At 67.1% G+C, this 19,149-nt stretch carries 19 protein-coding genes; 18 read left to right on the top strand and 1 reads right to left on the bottom strand.

All coding sequences use genetic code 11. The features are described from left to right. Positions 1 to 45 precede the first annotated feature (45 nt). The 6 genes from epsC to groL all read left to right on the top strand — a co-directional run bounded on the left by epsC (position 46) and on the right by groL (position 6,628). A complete protein-coding gene (gene epsC, locus U5A58_RS05770; protein ID WP_321960670.1) occupies positions 46 to 1,020 on the top strand; it encodes a serine O-acetyltransferase EpsC in 975 nt (324 codons plus the stop codon). Beyond that, entirely contained in the window at positions 1,017 to 1,280 is a 264-nt protein-coding gene (locus U5A58_RS05765) for a helix-turn-helix transcriptional regulator (protein ID WP_321960669.1), read from the top strand. Before epsC ends, U5A58_RS05765 begins: the two co-directional genes overlap by 4 nt. 195 nt (positions 1,281 to 1,475) lie before the next feature. After that, entirely contained in the window at positions 1,476 to 2,408 is a 933-nt protein-coding gene (locus U5A58_RS05760; RefSeq protein ID WP_110854647.1) for a family 2A encapsulin nanocompartment shell protein, read from the top strand. Further along, positions 2,383 to 4,404: a family 2A encapsulin nanocompartment cargo protein cysteine desulfurase gene (locus U5A58_RS05755; protein ID WP_321960668.1), complete on the top strand. Its 2,022-nt coding sequence runs from the start codon at positions 2,383 to 2,385 to the stop codon at positions 4,402 to 4,404. Before U5A58_RS05760 ends, U5A58_RS05755 begins: the two co-directional genes overlap by 26 nt. 276 nt (positions 4,405 to 4,680) lie before the next feature. Next, positions 4,681 to 4,971, top strand: coding sequence for a co-chaperone GroES (gene groES / locus U5A58_RS05750; protein ID WP_199124958.1), 291 nt, complete (start codon positions 4,681 to 4,683; stop codon positions 4,969 to 4,971). A gap of 22 nt (positions 4,972 to 4,993) precedes the next feature. Beyond that, complete coding sequence (gene groL, locus U5A58_RS05745; RefSeq protein WP_321960667.1) at positions 4,994 to 6,628, top strand: chaperonin GroEL; 1,635 nt, start codon at positions 4,994 to 4,996, stop codon at positions 6,626 to 6,628. A gap of 65 nt (positions 6,629 to 6,693) precedes the next feature. Here groL and U5A58_RS05740 read toward each other — a convergent pair whose 3' ends face one another. Beyond that, on the bottom strand, positions 6,694 to 7,719 hold the full coding sequence (locus U5A58_RS05740; protein WP_321960666.1) for a sulfonate ABC transporter substrate-binding protein: 1,026 nt from the start codon (positions 7,717 to 7,719) through the stop codon (positions 6,694 to 6,696). 252 nt (positions 7,720 to 7,971) lie between these two features. Between U5A58_RS05740 and U5A58_RS05735 the strand changes: the two genes are divergently transcribed. The 12 genes from U5A58_RS05735 (at position 7,972) to U5A58_RS05680 (ending at position 19,109) form a co-directional block, all read left to right on the top strand. Further along, entirely contained in the window at positions 7,972 to 8,715 is a 744-nt protein-coding gene (locus U5A58_RS05735) for a GntR family transcriptional regulator (RefSeq protein WP_321915559.1), read from the top strand. Beyond that, positions 8,712 to 9,455, top strand: coding sequence for an ABC transporter ATP-binding protein (locus tag U5A58_RS05730; protein WP_321960665.1), 744 nt, complete (start codon positions 8,712 to 8,714; stop codon positions 9,453 to 9,455). The genes U5A58_RS05735 and U5A58_RS05730 overlap by 4 nt, the downstream gene beginning before the upstream one ends. 41 nt (positions 9,456 to 9,496) lie before the next feature. Next, positions 9,497 to 10,270: an ABC transporter permease gene (locus U5A58_RS05725; RefSeq protein WP_415774174.1), complete on the top strand. Its 774-nt coding sequence runs from the start codon at positions 9,497 to 9,499 to the stop codon at positions 10,268 to 10,270. 26 nt (positions 10,271 to 10,296) lie between these two features. Beyond that, positions 10,297 to 11,295, top strand: coding sequence for an ABC transporter substrate-binding protein (locus U5A58_RS05720; RefSeq protein ID WP_321960663.1), 999 nt, complete (start codon positions 10,297 to 10,299; stop codon positions 11,293 to 11,295). Between the two features lie 62 nt (positions 11,296 to 11,357). Continuing rightward, positions 11,358 to 12,362, top strand: coding sequence for an SDR family NAD(P)-dependent oxidoreductase (locus tag U5A58_RS05715; protein WP_321915609.1), 1,005 nt, complete (start codon positions 11,358 to 11,360; stop codon positions 12,360 to 12,362). 22 nt (positions 12,363 to 12,384) lie between these two features. Continuing rightward, positions 12,385 to 12,846 carry a PaaI family thioesterase gene (locus tag U5A58_RS05710; RefSeq protein ID WP_321915563.1) on the top strand — a complete coding sequence of 154 codons (462 nt, stop codon included), beginning with the start codon at positions 12,385 to 12,387 and terminating at the stop codon, positions 12,844 to 12,846. Further along, positions 12,846 to 13,610, top strand: coding sequence for a VOC family protein (locus tag U5A58_RS05705; RefSeq protein ID WP_321960662.1), 765 nt, complete (start codon positions 12,846 to 12,848; stop codon positions 13,608 to 13,610). Before U5A58_RS05710 ends, U5A58_RS05705 begins: the two co-directional genes overlap by 1 nt. Beyond that, a complete protein-coding gene (locus tag U5A58_RS05700; protein WP_321960660.1) occupies positions 13,607 to 15,190 on the top strand; it encodes a class I adenylate-forming enzyme family protein in 1,584 nt (527 codons plus the stop codon). Before U5A58_RS05705 ends, U5A58_RS05700 begins: the two co-directional genes overlap by 4 nt. After that, positions 15,177 to 16,265, top strand: coding sequence for an ABC transporter substrate-binding protein (locus U5A58_RS05695; RefSeq protein ID WP_321960659.1), 1,089 nt, complete (start codon positions 15,177 to 15,179; stop codon positions 16,263 to 16,265). Before U5A58_RS05700 ends, U5A58_RS05695 begins: the two co-directional genes overlap by 14 nt. Next, a complete protein-coding gene (locus U5A58_RS05690) occupies positions 16,262 to 17,563 on the top strand; it encodes an acyl-CoA thioesterase/bile acid-CoA:amino acid N-acyltransferase family protein (protein WP_321960658.1) in 1,302 nt (433 codons plus the stop codon). Before U5A58_RS05695 ends, U5A58_RS05690 begins: the two co-directional genes overlap by 4 nt. After that, positions 17,560 to 18,315 (top strand): ABC transporter ATP-binding protein, encoded by a 756-nt coding sequence (locus tag U5A58_RS05685; protein WP_321915568.1) that lies wholly within the window; start codon positions 17,560 to 17,562, stop codon positions 18,313 to 18,315. Before U5A58_RS05690 ends, U5A58_RS05685 begins: the two co-directional genes overlap by 4 nt. After that, the gene (locus U5A58_RS05680) at positions 18,312 to 19,109 is read left to right on the top strand and encodes an ABC transporter permease (protein WP_321960657.1); all 798 of its coding nucleotides are present in this window, start codon (positions 18,312 to 18,314) and stop codon (positions 19,107 to 19,109) included. The genes U5A58_RS05685 and U5A58_RS05680 overlap by 4 nt, the downstream gene beginning before the upstream one ends. Positions 19,110 to 19,149: the final 40 nt, after the last annotated feature.

Raw genomic sequence — 19,149 nt, 5'->3', positions numbered from 1 at the left:
CCCGCTCGCCGGATCATTGATGCGAACAACGAAGAGAGAACTGGCGTGACCGTATTTCATGTGGCTGAAATCGTCGACGCGCTGCAGGGCGTGCGGCAACAATGGCGCGAACTGCAGCGGCGGGCGCTGGAGCCCGGTGGCCGCGATCTGCCGGCGCGCGAGGCGCTGGCCGAAGTCGTCGAGACGCTCAAGGGCGTGCTGTTTCCCATGCGGCTCGGGCCGCCGGATCTGCGCCAGGAGAGCGAAAACTTTTATGTGGGCCACGCGCTCGACGCGGCGCTGCATGCATTGCTCGCGCAGGCGCGGCTCGAACTGCGCTACAAGGCGCGGCACGCGGAAACCGCCCCGGACGAGATCGATGCGCGCGCGCTGACCGCGGTGCGCGCGTTCGCGCAGCGCCTGCCCGCCATCCGCTCGCTGCTCGACACCGACGTGCTCGCCGCCTTCAACGGCGATCCCGCCGCAGGGAGCGTGGACGAAGTGCTGCTCTGCTACCCCGGTGTGCTTGCCATCACGCATCACCGGCTTGCACATGAGCTGTACCGGCTCGGCTTGCCGCTGCTCGCGCGCATTATCTCGGAGCTCGCACACGCGGCCACAGGCATCGACATCCACCCAGGCGCACAGATCGGCAGCGCGTTCTTCATCGATCACGGCACGGGTGTCGTGATCGGCGAGACAGCGGTCATCGGCGAGCGTGTGCGTGTCTATCAGGCGGTGACGCTCGGCGCGAAGCGCTTTCCGCGCGATGCGGCCGGCAACCTCGAAAAGGGCTTGGCACGCCATCCCATTGTCGAGGACGACGTCGTCATCTACGCGGGCGCGACGATACTCGGGCGCGTCACCCTCGGGCGCGCCGCGGTGATCGGCGGCAACGTCTGGCTGACCGAGAGCGTGCCGCCAGGTGCGCACGTGACGCAGGCCATCTCGCGCCACGAAACACGCGCGCCGGCGGCGGTCGCAACGGCAGAGCCCGGCGCAGCCGCGCCGGTTGCGCTTGCGGCGGGCGCCTCGCGATGAGCGCCATCGTTCACGACTTCGGGGCCTCGGTGCGGCGGCTGCGCGAAGCGCATGCGTGGTCGCAGGAGCGGCTCGCCGAGCATGCGGGATTGAATCGGACCTACGTCGGCGAAATCGAGCGTGGCGCGGCCATCGCATCCATCGTCACGGCGGAGAAGCTCGCTCGCGCGCTAGGCGTGGATATCGGCGACCTGCTTGCCGGCGGCGCCGGGGGCGCGGTCCATGCCACTGTGCTGCCGGGCATTCCACTGTCTCCCTGATTGCATGTCTTTTCGGACGGGCACTCGCGCCTGGAATGGCGTCGCATGCTTCGCGCAGCGTCGCGCCATTGCGCTTGATGCCGCCTGTTTCCGCCTGATGTCTATAGCCGGTTGAAGCGGAGAATGGCTCTCCTCATAATCGGCCGTCTTCATAAGCAAAGCAGTTTTCGTTATAAGTAACCGGAGCCTTCATTCATGTCCACGACTCTGAGCGGCCAGACCGCGCTTGGCGATAATGCCGCGCGGCAACTGGCGAATGCCACCAAGACCGTCCCGCAGCTCTCCACGATCACGCCGCGCTGGCTCACGCACCTGCTGCAATGGGTGCCTGTCGAAGCCGGCATTTACCGTCTGAATCGCGTTAAGGATCCCGAAGCAGTGCGAGCCGCCTGCACCGCGCGCGAGGACGAAGGCACGCTGCCCACGACCTTTGTGCCATACGAGGAGCAGCCGCGCGAGTACTTCCTCAATGCGGTGAGCACCGTGCTCGACGTTCACACGCGCATTTCCGATCTCTATAGCAGCCCGCACGACCAGATCAAGGAGCAGCTGCGCCTCACGATCGAGACGATCAAGGAACTGCAGGAAAGCCAGCTCATCAACAATCCCGACTACGGCCTGCTGGCGAACGTCGAGGAAGAGCAACGCATCTTCCCGCTGACCGGTGCGCCGACGCCCGATGACCTCGACGAACTGCTCACGAAAGTGTGGAAGGAACCCGCGTTCTTTCTCACGCATCCGCTGGCGATCGCCGCGTTCGGCCGCGAATGCACGCGGCGCGGCGTGCCGCCGCCGACGGTCAGCCTGTTCGGCTCGCAGTTCCTCACGTGGCGCGGCATTCCGCTGATTCCGTCCGACAAGGTGCCGGTCGCCGACGGCAAGACGAAGATCCTGCTGCTGCGTGTAGGCGACAAGCGCCAGGGCGTGGTGGGCCTTTATCAGCCGGGTGTGGCGGGCGAGCAGGGACCGGGGCTTTCGGTGCGCTTCATGGGGATCAACAATCAGGCGATCGCGTCGTACCTGATCTCGCTGTATTGCTCATTGGCCGTCCACTCGCCGGACGCGCTGGCTGTCCTCGATGACGTGGAGATCGGCAAGTACCATGACTATCCAGACACCTACCGCTAATCCCGCGGCATTGCCGCAAGCGGCAGGGCGCGCGCCGCTGCCGGGTGGTCTGCCGGACCCCGCTACGCTCGCGCGGCTCGCCAACGAGTTCTTCAACTCGCTGCCGGGCAGTGCGGGCGCACCCGAAGTCGCGGCGGGCAGCGGCGCCGTGGGCGGCGTGCCGTCGGCGTTGCCCGCGGCCGCACCGATACTCGCCTCGGTCAGCAATCCGGCGCCCGCGGGCTCGCCGCTCGCGGGACCGGCCGGCACAGGCACGGGCGTGCCGGGTCTCTCGCCGCCGCAGGGCAAGGTGCCAGGCGCGAACCTCGCGCCTTCCGCACCGACTCACGTGCTCTCGCTCGGCAACCGCGCACCGGCGCTCGCACCGCATGCGGCGGCGGCAAACGGCCTGCCGGACAACGCCGTCGCAATCGCGCCCGCGCTGGAGCCACGCGTGGGCGGCGCGCTGCTCGGCGTACCGCAGGCGTATGCAGCGGAGGAGCCGGTTCCGGCCGCAGTTGCGCCCATCGAGCGCTCGCCGTTCTATTTCACGCAATCGGCCACGCACGGCTGGAGTCGGGAGGGGCAGGAAATCGAGGTGCCTTCGCGAGGCCTTGCCACACCGGAGACATTCGGACTGCCAGGCGAAGACGCGCTGCGTGAACTGCTCGCGCTCAATCGACGGGACACCAATGGCCAGGACGGCCCTGCGCGATACTTCCTCGACGCAAGAGAGGACGTCGCGCCCGGCACACGCACTGGCGGCGCCGCACAGGGCGACCTGCTGCGCGGCGCTCATCCGCCTTTCGACGTCAACGCCGTACGCCGCGACTTCCCGATCCTGCAGGAGCGGGTGAACGGCAAACAGCTGATCTGGTTCGACAACGCCGCCACGACGCACAAGCCTCAGGCCGTGATCGATCGTCTCGCGTACTTCTATGCGCACGAGAACTCGAACATTCACCGCGCCGCGCATGCACTGGCCGCGCGTGCAACCGACGCCTACGAGCATGCACGCAAAACGGTGCAGCGCTTCATCGGCGCTGCGTCGCCCGAGGAGATCGTGTTCGTGCGAGGCACGACCGAGGCGATCAATCTGATCGCCAAGAGCTGGGGCGTGCAGAATGTCGGCGAGGGCGACGAGATCGTCGTCTCGCATCTGGAGCATCACGCGAATATTGTGCCGTGGCAGCAGCTCGCGGCGCTCAAGGGCGCGAAGCTGCGCGTGATTCCCGTCGACGATTCGGGCCAGGTGTTGCTCGACGAGTATCGCAAGCTGCTCAACGACCGCACGAAGATCGTTGCGGTGACGCAGGTCTCGAATGCGCTCGGAACCGTGGTGCCGGTGCAGGAGATCGTGGAACTCGCACATCGCGCGGGCGCGAAAGCGCTCGTCGACGGCGCCCAGTCGATCTCGCACATGCGCGTGGACGTGCAGGCGCTCGACGCCGACTTCTTCGTGTTTTCCGGCCACAAGATTTACGGTCCGACCGGCATTGGCGTCGTGTACGGCAAACGCGAGGTGCTTGAAGCCATGCCGCCGTGGCAAGGCGGCGGCAACATGATCCAGGACGTCACGTTCGAAAAGACGGTGTTTCATGGTGCGCCCGCGCGCTTCGAAGCGGGCACGGGCAATATCGCGGATGCAGTGGGTCTCGGCGCGGCGCTCGACTATGTGAGCCGTATCGGCATCGAGAATATCGCCCGGTATGAGCACGACTTGCTTGCGTACGCAACGAGTGTGCTCGCGCCGGTGCCAGGCGTGCGTCTCGTCGGTACGGCGCGCGATAAGGCGAGCGTGCTCTCGTTCGTGCTCAAGGGCTATACGACTGAGGAGGTCGGGCAGGCGTTGAGCCGGGAAGGCATTGCCGTACGCGCCGGGCACCACTGCGCACAGCCGATCTTGCGGCGTTTCGGTCTCGAAGCGAGCGTGCGGCCTTCGCTTGCGTTCTACAACACCTGTGACGAGGTCGATGCGCTGGTGTCTGTCGTGCGTGCTCTGGCGCCACGTCAATAACAAAACGCGGGGCGCATGCGCCCCGCGTTTTCTCCTTGTTGCGCGGCTTGACCGGTGCCCGCGCAACCATCGCCTCCATCCCCTTCATCCCCTCCATCGCTGCGGCATCGAACCGCGAGTCGCGTCACCGCGATATCCATAGGCGCGTTCGCGAGATATCCATCTGCCAATTCGTTATTGGAGCGCCGCTCGCGCGCTTTCTATACTGGGTTTTCCATCAGCACTCGCACGTGGCGAGTGCCAATCTCATCGAGAACACCCCGGAGAAAGCCGCCCATGAGCCTGCGCCCCTTGCACGATCGCGTGATCGTCAAACGACTCGACCAGGAAACCCGCACCGCGTCGGGCATCGTCATTCCCGATAGCGCCGCGGAAAAGCCCGATCAGGGCGAGGTGCTCGCCGTGGGTCCGGGCCGTCGCGACAACGACGGCCGCCGCATTGCGCCGGACCTGAACGTGGGCGACCGCGTGTTGTTCGGCAAGTACGCGGGGCAAACCGTGAAAGTCGATGGGAACGAGCTGCTCGTGCTGCGCGAAGAAGACATCGTCGCGGTCGTGAATCAATAACGGAACCTGAGAGAACATCACTATGGCAACCAAAGACATCGTATTCGGCGACCTCGCCCGCACCAAACTCATTGAAGGCGTGAATCTGCTCGCCGACGCCGTAAAGGTCACACTCGGCCCGAAGGGGCGCAACGTCGTGCTCGAACGCAGTTTCGGCGCGCCCGTCGTGACCAAGGACGGCGTGTCGGTCGCGAAGGAAATCGAGCTGGGCGACAAGCTGCAGAACATCGGCGCGCAGATCGTCAAGGAAGTCGCCTCGAAAACCAGCGACGCGGCCGGTGACGGCACCACGACCGCCACGGTGCTGGCTCAAGCCATCGTGCGCGAGGGCCAGAAGTACGTGGCCGCCGGGCTCAACCCGCTCGATTTGAAGCGCGGCATCGACAAGGCCGTGCTGGCGGCCGTGGAGGAGCTGAAGAAGATCAGCAAGCCCACGACCACGAGCAAGGAGATCGCACAGGTCGCGACCATCTCGGCCAATGGCGAGGAGTCGATCGGCCAGCGCATTGCCGAGGCAATCGACCGGGTGGGCAAGGAAGGCGTGATCACGGTGGAAGACGGCAAGTCGCTCGCCGACGAACTCGACGTCGTGGAAGGCCTGCAATTCGACCGCGGCTATCTCTCGCCGTACTTCATCAACAATCCCGACAAGCAGATCGCGGAACTCGAAAACCCGTTCATTCTGCTGCACGACAAGAAGATCTCGAACATTCGCGACTTGCTGCCGGTGCTCGAACAGGTGGCGAAAGCGGGCCGGCCGCTCCTGCTCATCGCCGAGGACATCGAGGGCGAAGCGCTCGCCACGCTCGTCGTCAACAACATTCGCGGCGTACTCAAGACGGTTGCCGTGAAGGCACCCGGCTTCGGCGACCGCCGCAAGGCACTGCTCGAAGATATCGCGATTCTCACGGGCGGCCAGGTGATCGCGGAGGAAACGGGCTTCACGCTTGAGAAGGCCACGCTGCAGGAGCTGGGGCAGGCCAAGCGCATCGAGGTGGGCAAGGAGAGCACGACCGTGATCGACGGCGCGGGCGAAGCGGCCGGCATCGAAGCGCGCGTGAAGCAGATTCGCGCGCAGATCGAGGAAGCCACGTCCGACTACGATCGCGAGAAGCTTCAGGAACGCGTGGCGAAGCTCGCGGGCGGCGTGGCGGTGATCAAGGTGGGCGGCGCGACCGAGATCGAAGTGAAGGAAAAGAAGGACCGCGTGGACGACGCGCTGCACGCCACGCGCGCGGCCGTGGAAGAGGGCATCGTGCCGGGCGGCGGCGTCGCGCTGATCCGTGTGCGCCAGGCGATTCTCGACGTGAAGGGCAACAACGCCGACCAGACAGCGGGCGTGAAAATCGTGCTGCGCGCGCTGGAGGAGCCGCTGCGCCAGATCGTCACGAATGCCGGCGAAGAGGCGAGCGTCGTGGCGGCGCGTGTCGCGGAAGGCTCCGGCAACTTCGGCTACGACGCCGCCACAGGCGAATACGGCGACCTCGTCGAGAAGGGCGTGCTCGACCCGACCAAGGTCACGCGCACGGCGCTGCAAAACGCGGCTTCAGTGGCGGGCCTCTTGCTCACGACCGACGCGACCGTGCACGAAGCGCCCAAAGCCGGAGCTGCGACGGCGCCGGCCGGCGGTCCTGGCGGTGCGGATCTGGGCTTCTGAAGCGGGCTGCACGCGCCATGCGCCCCGACCGCTGCGCATGGCGGCGGTTCGTGGCGCAGGCGCGTTCAGGCCGAGCGCCAGCGCGCGTCGGCCACGACGAGCTTCTTCGGAATGAGCTTGAGACCGGAGAAGGTGTCGGCGATCTGCTGCTGATAGGCGAGGGTGGCGGCATCGATGGGCTGCACGCCGTATCCCGCTCGCTTGAGCGCGACTTCGAGCGTCGGCGCATCGAGCCCCACGAGAGGCGAAAGCTGCGTGGCCACGGCGGGCACGTTGTCGCGCGCCCACGTGTCCACCGCGCCGATCTCGTCGAGCAGCGCGTGGATGATCGGCGCGTGCGCGTTCGCGAAGCCACGGCTCGCAATGTAGTACTGCGTATTGCGCACGAGGCGCTCACCGTTTGCGATCGAGCGCGCGTTGGCCTGGCGTTCGATGGCCGCGAGGTACGGGTCCCAGATCACCCATGCATCGACGCTGCGGCTCGTGAATGCGGCGCGCGCGTCGGCGGGCGCGAGATAGATTGGCTGAATCTCTTCGTACTTCAGGTTGGCCTTCTCGAGCGCTTTGACGAGCAGATAATGCACGTTCGAGCCCTTGTTCAGCGCTACGCGCTTGCCGCGCAGGTCGGCGCTCGTACGGATCGGCGAGTCCTGGTGCACGACGATAGCCTCGCCCTGCGCAGCGGGCGGTTCGCTCGCGATATAGACAAAGTCCACGCCACCGGCCTGCGCGAAAATGGGCGGCGTTTCCCCAACCGTGCCGACATCCACCGCGCCCGCGGCCAGCCCTTCCAGCAGCTGCGGGCCGCCCGGGAACTCCAGCCACTGGACCGAGAAGCCGAGCGGCGCCAGCCGCTTTTCCAGGGTGCCGCGTGCCTTTAGCACGACGAAGTTGCCGTACTTCTGAAACCCGATGCGCAGCACCCTGGCGTCTTGTGCGCGCGCCGTACCGCTTTGCAGCGCCAGCGCGGCCGCGCCTGCAATTCCCGTTACGCCGCGCAGGGCGGCGCCGGTCGCGGCGAGCGACGCGAGCTTGATCAGTGCCCGTCGCGGGCGGTTTGCAGCGGGGTCGTCATGCTTGTCGATCGACATGTCTCTTGTGCCTTAATGGAAATACGCTGAAACGGCCGCGCGTGCGCGGCAAAGCGCTTCTCACCTTAGTCCGTTTCGTCGCCGGCACAACCAAGATATTGTCAGATGCTTATCTCTGAGCCGCTCACGATATCGCGATTGCGCACATCATTCGTCGGTTTTATTCGTTATCAAGGCGCCCCTGCACGACTACGATGCTTGCATGGAAGCCTCAAGAACGAATTGTGAGCAGCTCACGAAGGCGAGTGCGAGATGAACGAAACTGGCATTGCATCCGGCCAGCCGGAACAGAGCGACCTGCCGGCGCTGCGCGGCGAGGACGCCTACTGGCGAATCCGCCGCGATGTGCTGTCGTGCCGCTTCATGCCTGGCGCGACCCTCACGGAAAGCCAGTTGATGGAGCACTACGGGATCGGCAAAAGCACGTGCCGTGTGGCGCTCGTGCGGCTCGTTCACGAAGGGTTCATTCGCGCCATGCCGCGTCAGGGCTACCGCGTCGCGCCGATCACGTTACGCGACGTCGAAGAGGTCTTCGCCCTGCGCGTGCAACTGGAGCCGCTCGCGGCGCGCCTTGCGTGCGGGCGTGTCGACGTCGCGCTGCTGCGCAAGCTGGAAGCCGCTTGCCGCGTGCCTTACCCCGAGCGTGAGCTCTCCGACCAGATCGACGTCTTTCTCGACGCGAACCGCGAGTTCCATCTCGCGATCGCCCAGGCAAGCGGCAACGTACGCCTGCACCACACGCTCGCCAACCTGATGGACGAGATGTCGCGCCTCGTCGCGCTCGGCTTCGGCGTGCAGGGCACCAAGCCGGAAATCCGTCACGACCACAATTCGATGATCGACGCATTCGAGACCAACGACGCACGGCGCGCGGAAACGATCGCCCGCCGGCACATCGAAACGTTCCGCGACATGACGATGGAGAAGGTCTACGCGAGCTTGTCCAGCTCGGGCGCGTCGCTGCCCGTGTATACCGTTGCGGAGTTGAGAAGGTGACGACAGCGGCCATTTCGGTGCGCGGCATCGGTAAATATTTCGGATCACTAAGCGTGCTGGACGATATCCGGTTCGACGTCGGGCAGGGCGAGATCGTGGCGCTGCTCGGCGCCTCGGGCTGCGGCAAGAGCACGCTGCTCAACATCGTCGCGGGCCTGGCCGGGGCCGATTCGGGCGAACTGTGGCTGCACGGCGAGCGCGTCGCGCCTGGCAATGGGCGGCAGTCGCTTTCGTACATGTTTCAGGAAGACCGGCTGCTGCCGTGGCGCACGGTGCGAGCCAACGCGGAGTTCGCGCTCGAATCGGCCCGCCCGCGTCTTGCGGCCCGTGAGCGGCGCGAGCGTGCGGCGGCCGTGCTCGACATGGTGGGTCTCGCTGCGTTTGCCGAACACCACCCGCATCAGCTGTCGGGCGGCATGCGCAGTCGCGTGGCGCTCGCGCGCAGCCTGGTGAGCGAGCCGGGCATCTTGCTGATGGACGAGCCGTTCTCGAAGCTCGACCCGCAAACGCGCGCGCAGATGCACGCCGAAGTGTTGCGGCTGCGCGCGCTGCGCCCGACCACGATCCTTTTCGTCACGCACGACGTGGAGGAGGCCATCGTGCTCGCCGACCGCGTGATCGTGCTGGCGCCGCGCCCCGGCCGCGTGCGCGAGATCGTGCCCGTCAGTCTGCCGCGCCCGCGAAGCGCGACCGACGCCGAAGTCGCGGAAGCGATCCGCCGTCTTCGCCTGCTGGTATGAGCCTGTTGCCATCCACTACTGCACGCCGCCAGGGCCCTTCGATGCCTGCTTTGCTGTCCCGTTCCTTCGTTTCGCTCGCCGCGCAGCGCGTGGCGCTCGTGGCCCTGCTCGTGGGGGTCTGGTGGATCGCGGCGCGGCGCATGCCGGCCTTCGTGATGCCGGGCCCCGGGCAGGTTGCGCACGCGCTCGTTGCGTTGCTGCACTCGCCCTCGTTCTTCCGCGATCTCGGCGCGACGCTCTACCGCGTGCTGGCGGGCTTCGCGCTCGCGGCCGCGGTGGGTGCGCCGCTCGGCGTGGCCCTTGGCGCAAGCCCGCGCGCGGCGCGCTTTTTCGAGCCGTTGCTGGCAATCGTGAACACGGTCTCGTCGGCGATCTGGGCTGTGTTCGCGATCATCTGGTTCGGCATTTCGAACGCAACGACGATATTCGTCGTCTTCATGACCGCTATGCCGCTGATCCTGACCAACGTATGGCAGGGCGCGTTGACCGTCGACACGCAGCACGTCGAACTCGCGCGAAGCCTGCGTTTTTCGCCCGCGCAGATCATGCGCAAGATCTACCTGCCGACCATCCTGCCGCACTTTTTCGCGGGCGCACGGCTCGCATTCGGCTTCGGCTGGCGCGTCTCGCTCGTGGCGGAGACGATCGGCTCGTCGGACGGCATCGGCTACAGGCTGCGCCAGGCCGCGGATCTCGTGCAAACGGATCAGGTGTTCGCCTGGACCGTGACACTCGTCGTGCTGATGCTGCTGCTCGAGGCGGGCGTGCTCAAGCCGATCGAACGCCGCCTCTTCCGCTGGAAGCGCGCGGCCTGAATCCACTGACTACGGGGAATGACACCATGCAAATGACACGACACATCAAGCGGGCAGCCGTTACGGCGCTGGTCGCCGCCGCTTCGGCTTGCGCCGCGCAAACGGCGCTGGCCGACACCGTCCGGATCGGTTACTGGACGAGCGGCGTGAGCCTTGGCTTTGGGGCGGTGCTGGAGGCGAAGCCCTTCCTGCAGCAGCGCGGGCTCGACGTGCAGTTCGTGCGCTTCGCCGACGTCAATGCGCCGAACCGGGCGCTCGCGGCCGGCGCAATCGACTTCGCCTTCGCCGCGCCGGCTTCCGCCGTGTTCAGCTCCGCTTCGCAAGGCGCGCCGCTGCGCATCGTGCTCGCGACCCAGCCCGCCGACGTCGCTTTCGTTGCACCCGAAGACTCGCCTATCCGCTCGCTTGCCGAGTTGCGCGGCAAGAAGGTTGGCATGTCGCCGCCGGGAAGCTCGGTCGCATCGATCGCAACCGCCGTTCTGCAAGGCAACTACGGCATTCACAGCGCCGACTTTTCGATCGTGCCAGGCAACGAAGGGCGTCTCGCGCAGTTTCTCGTGCAGAAGCAGGTCGATGCAGCGGCGGTGCGCACGATCACCGTGGCGCAGTTGAAGGACCTGAAGGTGCGCCAGCTCGGCACGTTCGGCGACGAATGGAAGAAGCTCACGAAGAGCGACGCCGTGCCGTATATCGGCGTGAGCGCGGTGCGTGCGGACTGGCTCGCGCAGCATCCGGCCGACGCGGCGAAGCTGATTGCCGGCTTGCGCACCGCGCTGCAATGGGGCGCCGCACACCACAGCGACGTTTCGGCGATCCTGCAAAAGAGCGCGAACCTTCCTGCGGCCGACGCCGATGCCTACGCGGCGCGCTGGTCCGAAATCAACCGCGTGAGTTTCGAGCCGGCCGACATCGAGACCTTGCAGCACGAGCACAAGATCTTTGTCGACGGCGGCGTGATTCAAGGTGAGTTGCCTGCCGGTCTGTTCGACACCGCGCCTTACACCGCCTCGCGATCCATTCAGTAACCCTCATCTTTCTTTCAGCATTCATTCGGAGTCCAGATATGGCAGTTTCCCTTCCTTCCACCATGAAGGCGCTCGTGCTGCGCGCGCACGGCGATCTCGACCAGCTCGAGGTCGTGAGCGACAAGCCCGTGCCGCGGGCCGAGCCGGGCGGCGTGGTGATCCGCGTGCGCGCTTCGTCGTTCAACTATCACGACGTTTTCACGGTGAAGGGCATGCCGGGCATCAAGGTGCCGTTGCCGGTCGTGATCGGCCTCGACATGGCGGGTGAGATCGTCGCCGTCGGTGAGGGCGTTGAAGGCTGGAAGATTGGCGAGCGCGTGCTTGTGAACCCGCTCAACCGCGAGAAGGGGCTGATGGGCGAGATGCTCGACGGCGGCATGGCCGAATATTGCGCCGTTTCCGCGGCGCAATTGATCCCGCTGCCCGACGCGGTGAGCTTCGAGGCGGCATCGGCGCTGCCGGTTGCGTATGGCACGGCGCATCGCATGCTGATCACGCACCAGACCGTGAAGGCCGGCGACCGCGTGCTGATTCTCGGCGCGAGCGGCGGCGTGGGGACGGCTTCGCTGCTGCTCGCGAAGCAACTCGGCGCCGAGGTGATCGCCTGCGCGGGCAGCGACGAAAAGGCCGCGCAACTGAAGGCGCTCGGCGCCGACCACGTCGTCAATTACCGCACGACTGACTTCTCGAAGTGGGCGATCGCGCAGTACGGCAAACCGCAGCGGCGCAGCCAGGAGGGCGGCGTGGACGTGCTCGTGAATTTCACGGGCGGCGAAACCTGGGTGCCTTCGCTCAAGTGCGTCAAGCGCGGCGGAACGGTGCTCGTATGCGGCGCGACGGCGGGCCACGACCCGAAGGAAGACCTGCGCTACATCTGGAGTTTCGAACTGAAGGTGATCGGCTCGAACAGTTTCTACGACGACAACCTGCGTGCGCTGCTCGCGCAGATCGCGCGCGGCGAGCTTACGCCCGCCATCGACCGCGTGCTGCCCCTTGAAGAGGCCGCTCAGGGCTTGCGCCTGATCCGCGACCGCGAGGTGCTGGGCAAGATCGTCGTCACACCGTAATCGGGGCAAGGAGAGAATACGCATGAATCAGGCAGCAAACCCAACGGCATTGCCGACAGCCGAAGACGTAGAGGCGCGTCTGCGCCGTGGTCCGTATCACGAATGGCTCGGGCTGAAGGTCGTCGCGGTGGCCGACGGCGAGATCGAACTCACGGCGGCGTGGCGCGAGGAATGGGTCGTGAACCCCGAAAAGCGCTACACGCATGGCGGCATCCTGGCCGCGCTGGTCGACCTCGCCGCCGACTGGGCGCTCGTTTCGAAGACGGGGCGCGGCGTGCCGACGATCGACCTGCGCGTCGATTACCACCGCGCGGCGCTGCCGGGCGACCTGCGCGTGAAGGGCAAGGTGATCCGCTTTGGCGCGCAGATCGCGACGGCCGAAGCGCAGGTGTTCGACGCGGACGGCAAACTCGTCGCGAGCGGCCGTGGCGCCTATTCCACCGCCGGCGCAGCCGCGCCCGCGCCGCAGCCGGCTCGCCCGTGATGCTGAGCCTCGATCACCTCGTCATCAACACGCGCTACGACACCGACGCGGCGCAAGCGCTGTTCGGCGCACTGGGCTTTACGCTCACGCCGCGCGGGTTCCACACGCTCGGTTCGATCAATCACGCGATCGTGTTCGAAGGGCACTATCTCGAACTGATCGGCCTGCCCGCCGACGGCTCGGCCACGCGGCCGGAGATCGCCGCAAGCCCGCTTGGCGCGGATGGCCTCGTCTTGCGCAGCGACGATCCGCAACGCACCTTTGACGAACTGCGCGCTGCCGGTTTCGACGCAACGCCGCCGCAGCACTTCTCGCGGCCGGTGGCGGGGCTCGGCGATGCGCGCTTCGTGACCGTGCGCCTTGGGTCCGGCCAATTGCCGGGCGGGCGTGTGTACTTCTGCCAGCACCTCACGCCCGAGTTCGTGTTCCGCGAAGCGTGGCGCACCCATGCCAACGGCGCGTATGCGCTCGCGGCGCTGCACCTCGTGGACGCGGAGCGCGCGGCCTATGCGCGTCTCGGCGAACCGGAGCCGGGCTTCGAGCTGGTCTTTCACAGTCGCGCCCAGTTTGACGCGCATTTCGGCGCGCTGGCCGGGCATGTTACGGCGCGCGTGCCGCGCTACGGCGCGGTCACGATTCGGACTCCAAAGTGGCGCGAGATCGGTGCGTACGCGCAGAACGCGCAATTGCCGTATGAAGTGGAAGCCACACGTAGCCTTGTCGCGTTGCCCCGTTTCGATACCTTGCTGGAGTTCGTGCCATGAGCTTGCCGCGAAACCTCGGCGATCTGATCAACCGCAGCGGCGACGCCGAAGCGCTCGCGCTCATCGAACTCGACGACGCGCTGGCACCGGTGCGCTACCGTTTCGGAGAACTCGACGCGCTGGCGGACCGCGTCGCAGCAGCGCTCGCCACGCGCCACGCACGCGGCGAGCGCATCGCCGTGCTCGCCGCGAACTCGGCGCATTATGTTGCGACGGTGCTGGGCATCATGCGGGCGGGTCTCGTCGCGGTGCCTGTAAACTTCCGCTTCCCTCGCGCGCTCATCGCCGACGTGATAGCGGACAGCGGCGCGCGCCTCGTGTTCTGCGACGCGAAACGCGTGGCGGACTTGCCACCGGGTCTCGCGGGCGTCGTGTTCGATGCGCGCGCGCCGTTGCTTGCAAGCGAATTGCCCGATCACGTCACGCCGTTTTCGGCCTTCGTGGCGAACCTGCGCGCGACGCGTTTCGAGCCAGTCGAGCCGCTGCCGGGCGAAGCCGCGCTCATGCTCTATACGTCGGGCTCGACAGGGCGGCCCAAAGGCGTTGTGCTGTCGCACGAGAGCCACCTGTGGGTCGTGCACACGCGCCTGCTGTCGCAGCCGCTCGCAGGTGAGCGCGTGCTGATCGCCGCGCCGCTCTTTCACATGAATGCCCTTGCGCTCGCGTTCCTCACATTGGCTGCGCGCGCAACGACCGTGATGCTGCCGCAATTCGAGGCCGCCAACTATATTCGCGCCGTGGCCGCCTGGCGCTGCACGTGGCTCACCGCCGTGCCGCCGATGATCGCCATGATGCTGCAACAGCGCGAACTGCTTGCGCAAAGCGATCTTTCCTCCGTGCGCTACGTGCGGATGGGCTCGGCGCCCGTCAGCGCCGCGCTGTTGCAACAGATCCACGCACTGCTGCCGAACGCGCGCGTCATCAACGCGTACGGCACCACGGAGGGCGGGCCGGTCGTGTTCGGCCCGCATCCTCAGGGCTTGCCGACGCCGCCGCTTTCGGTCGGCGCCGCGCATGCGCTCGTCAAGCTGCGTCTCGTCGACGAGAACGGCGCTCAGGCGGAGGAGGGCGAGCTGCATCTGCGCAGCCCGGCGCTGATGACCGGCTATCACAACCGCCCGGACGTGCGCGCGCCGCTCACACAAGACGGTTACTACCGCACCGGCGACGTCTTCCGCCGCGACGCGCAGGGCTTCTACACGTTCGTCGGCCGCCGCGACGATATGTTCGTCTGCGGCGGCGAGAACATCTATCCGGGCGAAGTCGAGCGCCTGCTCGAACGCCATCCGGATGTCGCGCAGGCGTGCGTCGTGCCGGTGGCCGACGAGATCAAGGGCGCAAAGCCGGTGGCGTTCGTCGTCCTGAAAGCCGGCGCGCAGGCTGACGAAGCCACGCTCAAGCATTACGCGCTGGAGCACGCGCCCGCTTTTCAGCATCCGCGCCGGGTGTGGCTCGTCGACATGCTCCCGATCGCTTCGACAAACAAGATCGACCGCGCTGCGCTCAAACGCGAGGCCGCGCGCCGCGTGGCCGCGACCGCGCTCACCCACGGAGACCACTCATTCCATGAAACCCCGTAACAGACTGGCCGCCTGGCTCGCCGCGGCCTGCGCGCCGCTTTTCGCGCTCGCGGCAAGCGATGCCCATGCGCTCGATACCGTCACGGTCGGCCTCGCGATTCCGCCCGCCGTGCACGACGGCGCGCCCTATGCCGCCGCCGACAAGCTCGGCCTCTTCAAGAGCGAAGGGCTCGACGTGAAGCTCGTCGTGTTCCAGGGCGCAGGGGCGCTGATTCCGCAGGTGGCGAGCAAGCGCATCACGTTCGGCTACCCGACCTCGGAGCCGCTCCTGTCGAGCTATCTGAACGGCGGCACGCCGCCGCCAGTGCGCTACTTTTACAACGGCGTGCCCGCGAACACGATGGAGTTCGCCGTGCTCGCTTCGTCGCCGGTGAAAAGACTGGCCGATCTGGACGGCAAAAAGATCGGCGTCGGCGCGCTCACGTGGGGCACGATTCCGGGTGGCCGCGCCGCGTTGCGCGAGGCAGGGCTCACGCCTGGCAAGAATGTGGACTACGTGCCCGTGGGCTCGCTCGGCTCCGGGTTTCAGGCACTGAAAACGGGCGCCGTCGACGCGCTCAATTTCAACAGCAGCTGGGACGACATGCTGGAACTTTCGGGCACGCCGATCCGCCGCCTCCGCTATCCGGCCGTGTTCGACGAAACGGCCGGCAACGGCTTCATTGCCCATCGCGATACGTTTGCCGAGCGGCCGGACCTGATCGTGCGCTTCGGCCGCGCCTATACGGAAGCGCAAATCGTCTGCGATGCGAATCCGGCGTTCTGCGTGAAGGCCTTCTGGGAGGCGCACCCCGAGTCGAAGCCGCCAGGCGACGAAGCACACAACCTGCGCGTGGCGGAGGAACTGCTCAAGCGGCGTCTCTCCCGCGTGCTGCGAACTGCAGACGGCAAACCGCGCCAGCCCGGCGCATACGACTTGCCCGCCGTGCGCGCGAATCTGGCCGAGATGCAGCGGGTGGGCGAGTTCCCGAAGGGCGACGTTCCGCTCGATCAACTGTTCTCGAACCAGTTCGTGGCCGACTTCAGCCACTTCGACGAGGCCGCGCTGCGCGAACGCGCGCGGCAGCAGCCGTGAGCGCGCGTATCGAGGTGACGCCGCGCGTTGCGCTGATCGATGTCGCGCGGCGCATCGTGCTCAAGGGCTTCGCGCCGCATGCGCAGGTCGAGTTGACCGCGCGGCTCGACATGCCGGACGGCAGCGCATGGCGCGGCACGAACCGCTTCGCGACCGATGCCGACGGCAACGCCGATCTCGGCGAGGTCGCGCCCGTGGCGGGCGACTACGCGCACAGCGGCGCGCAGCCGATGGGCGTGGTCTGGTCGATGCGCGGCGTGAGCGAGCCGACGCGTGCGGAAAGCATCGAGCCGCTGACCGTCGAACTCGTTGCGCGCCAAATGGGAGAGGCGGGCACCACAGCCACGGCGCAGTTCGTGCAACAGTACGTGGCCGACGGCGTCGTGCGCCGCGAGATTCGCGAAGCGGGCGTGGTCGGCACGCTGTTCACGCCCGCGACGCCTGGGCCGCATCCGGCCGTGGTCGTGCTCAATGGCTCGGGCGGCGGCATCAACGAGCCGCGCGCGGCGCTTTATGCGGCGCACGGTTACACGGCGCTCGCGCTCGGCTATTTCAACGCGCCGGGACTGCCGCCCACCATTTCGCACACGCCGCTGGAATACTTCGCGGCGGCGCTCGACTGGCTGCGCGAGAGCGTGCACCCGCAAAACGATTTTGTGGCCGTGGCGGGACAGTCGCGCGGCGGGGAACTCGCGTTGCTGCTCGCGGCGACGTGGCCCGAGCGGGTTTCGGCCGTGATCGGCTATGTGCCGAGCGCCGTGCTGCACGGCACGCTGCGCGCGGGCGCGCCCGGCGAACCGCCGGATTCGGTCGCGTGGACGCTTGGCGGCCGCGCGCTCGCGCATGTGTGGGAGCGCAATACGCACGCCGACTGGACCGCGTTCCGCCACGCGAGTGCGCCGGGCGAACCGGTGCGTCAGGCGCCGGCCTTCGAGTCGGCGCTCGGCGACGCCGAGGCGGTGGCCCGCGCCCGTATTCCCGTCGAACGCATTGCCGGACCGGTCTTGCTGATTTCAGGCACCGACGACGGCTTCTGGCCATCGTCGCGCTACGCCGAAATGATCGCCGCCGATCTCGCGGCGCGCGGCTTCCCGCGCCGCGTCGAACATTTGCGCTACGAGGGCGCGGGCCACTCGATCCTGTTTCCGCATGTGCCGACCACGCAGATCGCACGCGTGCATCCGGTCGCGCGCGTGCCGATCACGGCAGGCGGCACGGCCGCCGCGAATGCGCGCGCAAACGAGGCTTCGTGGCCGCGCGTGCTGCAGTTCCTCGACGCAGCGAGGCGCGCGCCATGAGCACGAGCGCCTTTCATGCCGAGCGGGTCTCGGTGAGCTACCGCACGCGTACCGGCACGATCGACGCGTTGCTCGACGTGGACCTGCGTATCGAGGCGGGCGAGTTCGTCGCGCTGCTGGGGCCGTCCGGCTGCGGCAAGTCCACCTTGCTCAAGGTGGCGGCGGCGCTGATTGCGCCGACCTCGGGGCGTGCGCGCCTCGGCGGCGCGGCGCTGACGAAGCCGGGCCGCCAGGTCGGCGTAGCGTTCCAGAAGCCGAACCTGCTGCCGTGGCGCAACGTACTCGACAACGTGCTGTTGCCCGCGCGCACGCTCGGCCTGCCGATGGAGCACGCACAGGCGCGCGCACGGGAACTGCTGGAACTCGTGGGACTGGATGCTTTCGCGCGCAACTATCCAGCCGAGCTTTCCGGCGGCATGCAGCAGCGCGTGGGCATTGCGCGCATGCTGCTGCACGACCCCGAACTGCTGCTGATGGACGAGCCCTTTGCCGCCCTCGACGCGCTCACGCGCGAGCGGCTCACGCTCGAACTCCAACGTATCTGGCTCGCGCAGCGCAAGTCGGTGCTGTTCATTACGCACAGCATTCCCGAGGCGGTCTTTCTCGCCGATCGCGTCGTCGTCATGTCGGCGCGGCCGGGCCGCATCGTCGACGAACTGGTGGTGCCGATCGCGCGAGCGCGTGACGCGGACACCCTCAGTTCCACGGCATTCGTCGATGCGTGCGCGTATTTGCGGAGGCACTTCCAATGAATCAACGAAAGCGCAAAGGCATGCCCGCGGCGCTGTATCCGCTCGTGAGCCTCGCGGCCGCGATCGCCTGCTGGCAGGCCGTGGTCGCATGGTGGTCGATACCGGACTATGTGCTGCCCGCGCCCGCCGAAGTGGGCCGGGCACTCGCGGCGGGCTTCGCGGACGGCACGTTGTGGCCGCATATTGCCGCGACCCTCGGCGAGACACTGCTTGGCTACGCGATCGGCAGCGTGCTCGCCGTCGCGACCGGTGCCGTGCTCGCGGAGTCGCGTACGTTCGAGCGCTTCGTGTTCCCGCTGCTCGCTGGCCTGCAGGCCATGCCGAAAGTCGCGCTCGGGCCGATCATTCTCGTCTGGTGCGGCTATGGCAGCGCCTCGAAGGTCGTGCTCGTGGTGCTCGTGTGCTTCTTCCCGCTGTTCGTGAACACGGTCAATGGCCTCAAGCGCGCCGACCCGGATCTGCTCGACGCGTGCCGGGCATTCTCGGCCTCGCGTGCGTTTCTGTTCTTGCACGTGAAGTTGCCTTGCGCCGCGCCCGAAATCTTCAGCGGCCTGCAGATCGGCGTGTCGCTGGCGCTGATCGGCGCGGTGGTCGGAGAGTTTCTCTCTTCGCAGCGCGGGCTCGGTTATCTGATCAGTTCGGCCTCGGTCAATATGAGCGTCGCGACGATGTTCGCGGGCGTCGTGCTGCTCGCCGTCATTGGCGTGGGCGGCGCGCAGGCCGTGCGCGCGGTGCAGCGCCGAGTGGTGTTCTGGGAGCGCAGTGACGGCGATACCAGTCGCGTGGGCGGCTGAGGAGGTCGGCGCGTATCGGGTCGCTCAAGCCGCACGCCGC

Origin of the sequence: Paraburkholderia sp. J7 (assembly GCF_905220155.1) — a bacterium.
GTDB lineage: Bacteria > Pseudomonadota > Gammaproteobacteria > Burkholderiales > Burkholderiaceae > Paraburkholderia.
The sequence above is the reverse complement of the archived record's forward strand: the minus strand, read 5'-3'. Positions and strand labels throughout refer to the sequence as shown.

Coding starts and splice junctions, on each gene's coding strand:
- U5A58_RS05765 (WP_321960669.1), top strand. CDS start 1,017: ATGAGCGCCATCGTTCACGACTTCGGGGCCTCGGTGCGGCGGCTGCGC.
- U5A58_RS05760 (WP_110854647.1), top strand. CDS start 1,476: ATGTCCACGACTCTGAGCGGCCAGACCGCGCTTGGCGATAATGCCGCG.
- U5A58_RS05755 (WP_321960668.1), top strand. CDS start 2,383: ATGACTATCCAGACACCTACCGCTAATCCCGCGGCATTGCCGCAAGCG.
- groES (WP_199124958.1), top strand. CDS start 4,681: ATGAGCCTGCGCCCCTTGCACGATCGCGTGATCGTCAAACGACTCGAC.
- groL (WP_321960667.1), top strand. CDS start 4,994: ATGGCAACCAAAGACATCGTATTCGGCGACCTCGCCCGCACCAAACTC.
- U5A58_RS05740 (WP_321960666.1), bottom strand. CDS start 7,719: ATGTCGATCGACAAGCATGACGACCCCGCTGCAAACCGCCCGCGACGG.
- U5A58_RS05735 (WP_321915559.1), top strand. CDS start 7,972: ATGAACGAAACTGGCATTGCATCCGGCCAGCCGGAACAGAGCGACCTG.
- U5A58_RS05725 (WP_415774174.1), top strand. CDS start 9,497: ATGCCTGCTTTGCTGTCCCGTTCCTTCGTTTCGCTCGCCGCGCAGCGC.
- U5A58_RS05720 (WP_321960663.1), top strand. CDS start 10,297: ATGCAAATGACACGACACATCAAGCGGGCAGCCGTTACGGCGCTGGTC.
- U5A58_RS05715 (WP_321915609.1), top strand. CDS start 11,358: ATGAAGGCGCTCGTGCTGCGCGCGCACGGCGATCTCGACCAGCTCGAG.
- U5A58_RS05710 (WP_321915563.1), top strand. CDS start 12,385: ATGAATCAGGCAGCAAACCCAACGGCATTGCCGACAGCCGAAGACGTA.
- U5A58_RS05705 (WP_321960662.1), top strand. CDS start 12,846: ATGCTGAGCCTCGATCACCTCGTCATCAACACGCGCTACGACACCGAC.
- U5A58_RS05700 (WP_321960660.1), top strand. CDS start 13,607: ATGAGCTTGCCGCGAAACCTCGGCGATCTGATCAACCGCAGCGGCGAC.
- U5A58_RS05695 (WP_321960659.1), top strand. CDS start 15,177: ATGAAACCCCGTAACAGACTGGCCGCCTGGCTCGCCGCGGCCTGCGCG.
- U5A58_RS05685 (WP_321915568.1), top strand. CDS start 17,560: ATGAGCACGAGCGCCTTTCATGCCGAGCGGGTCTCGGTGAGCTACCGC.
- U5A58_RS05680 (WP_321960657.1), top strand. CDS start 18,312: ATGAATCAACGAAAGCGCAAAGGCATGCCCGCGGCGCTGTATCCGCTC.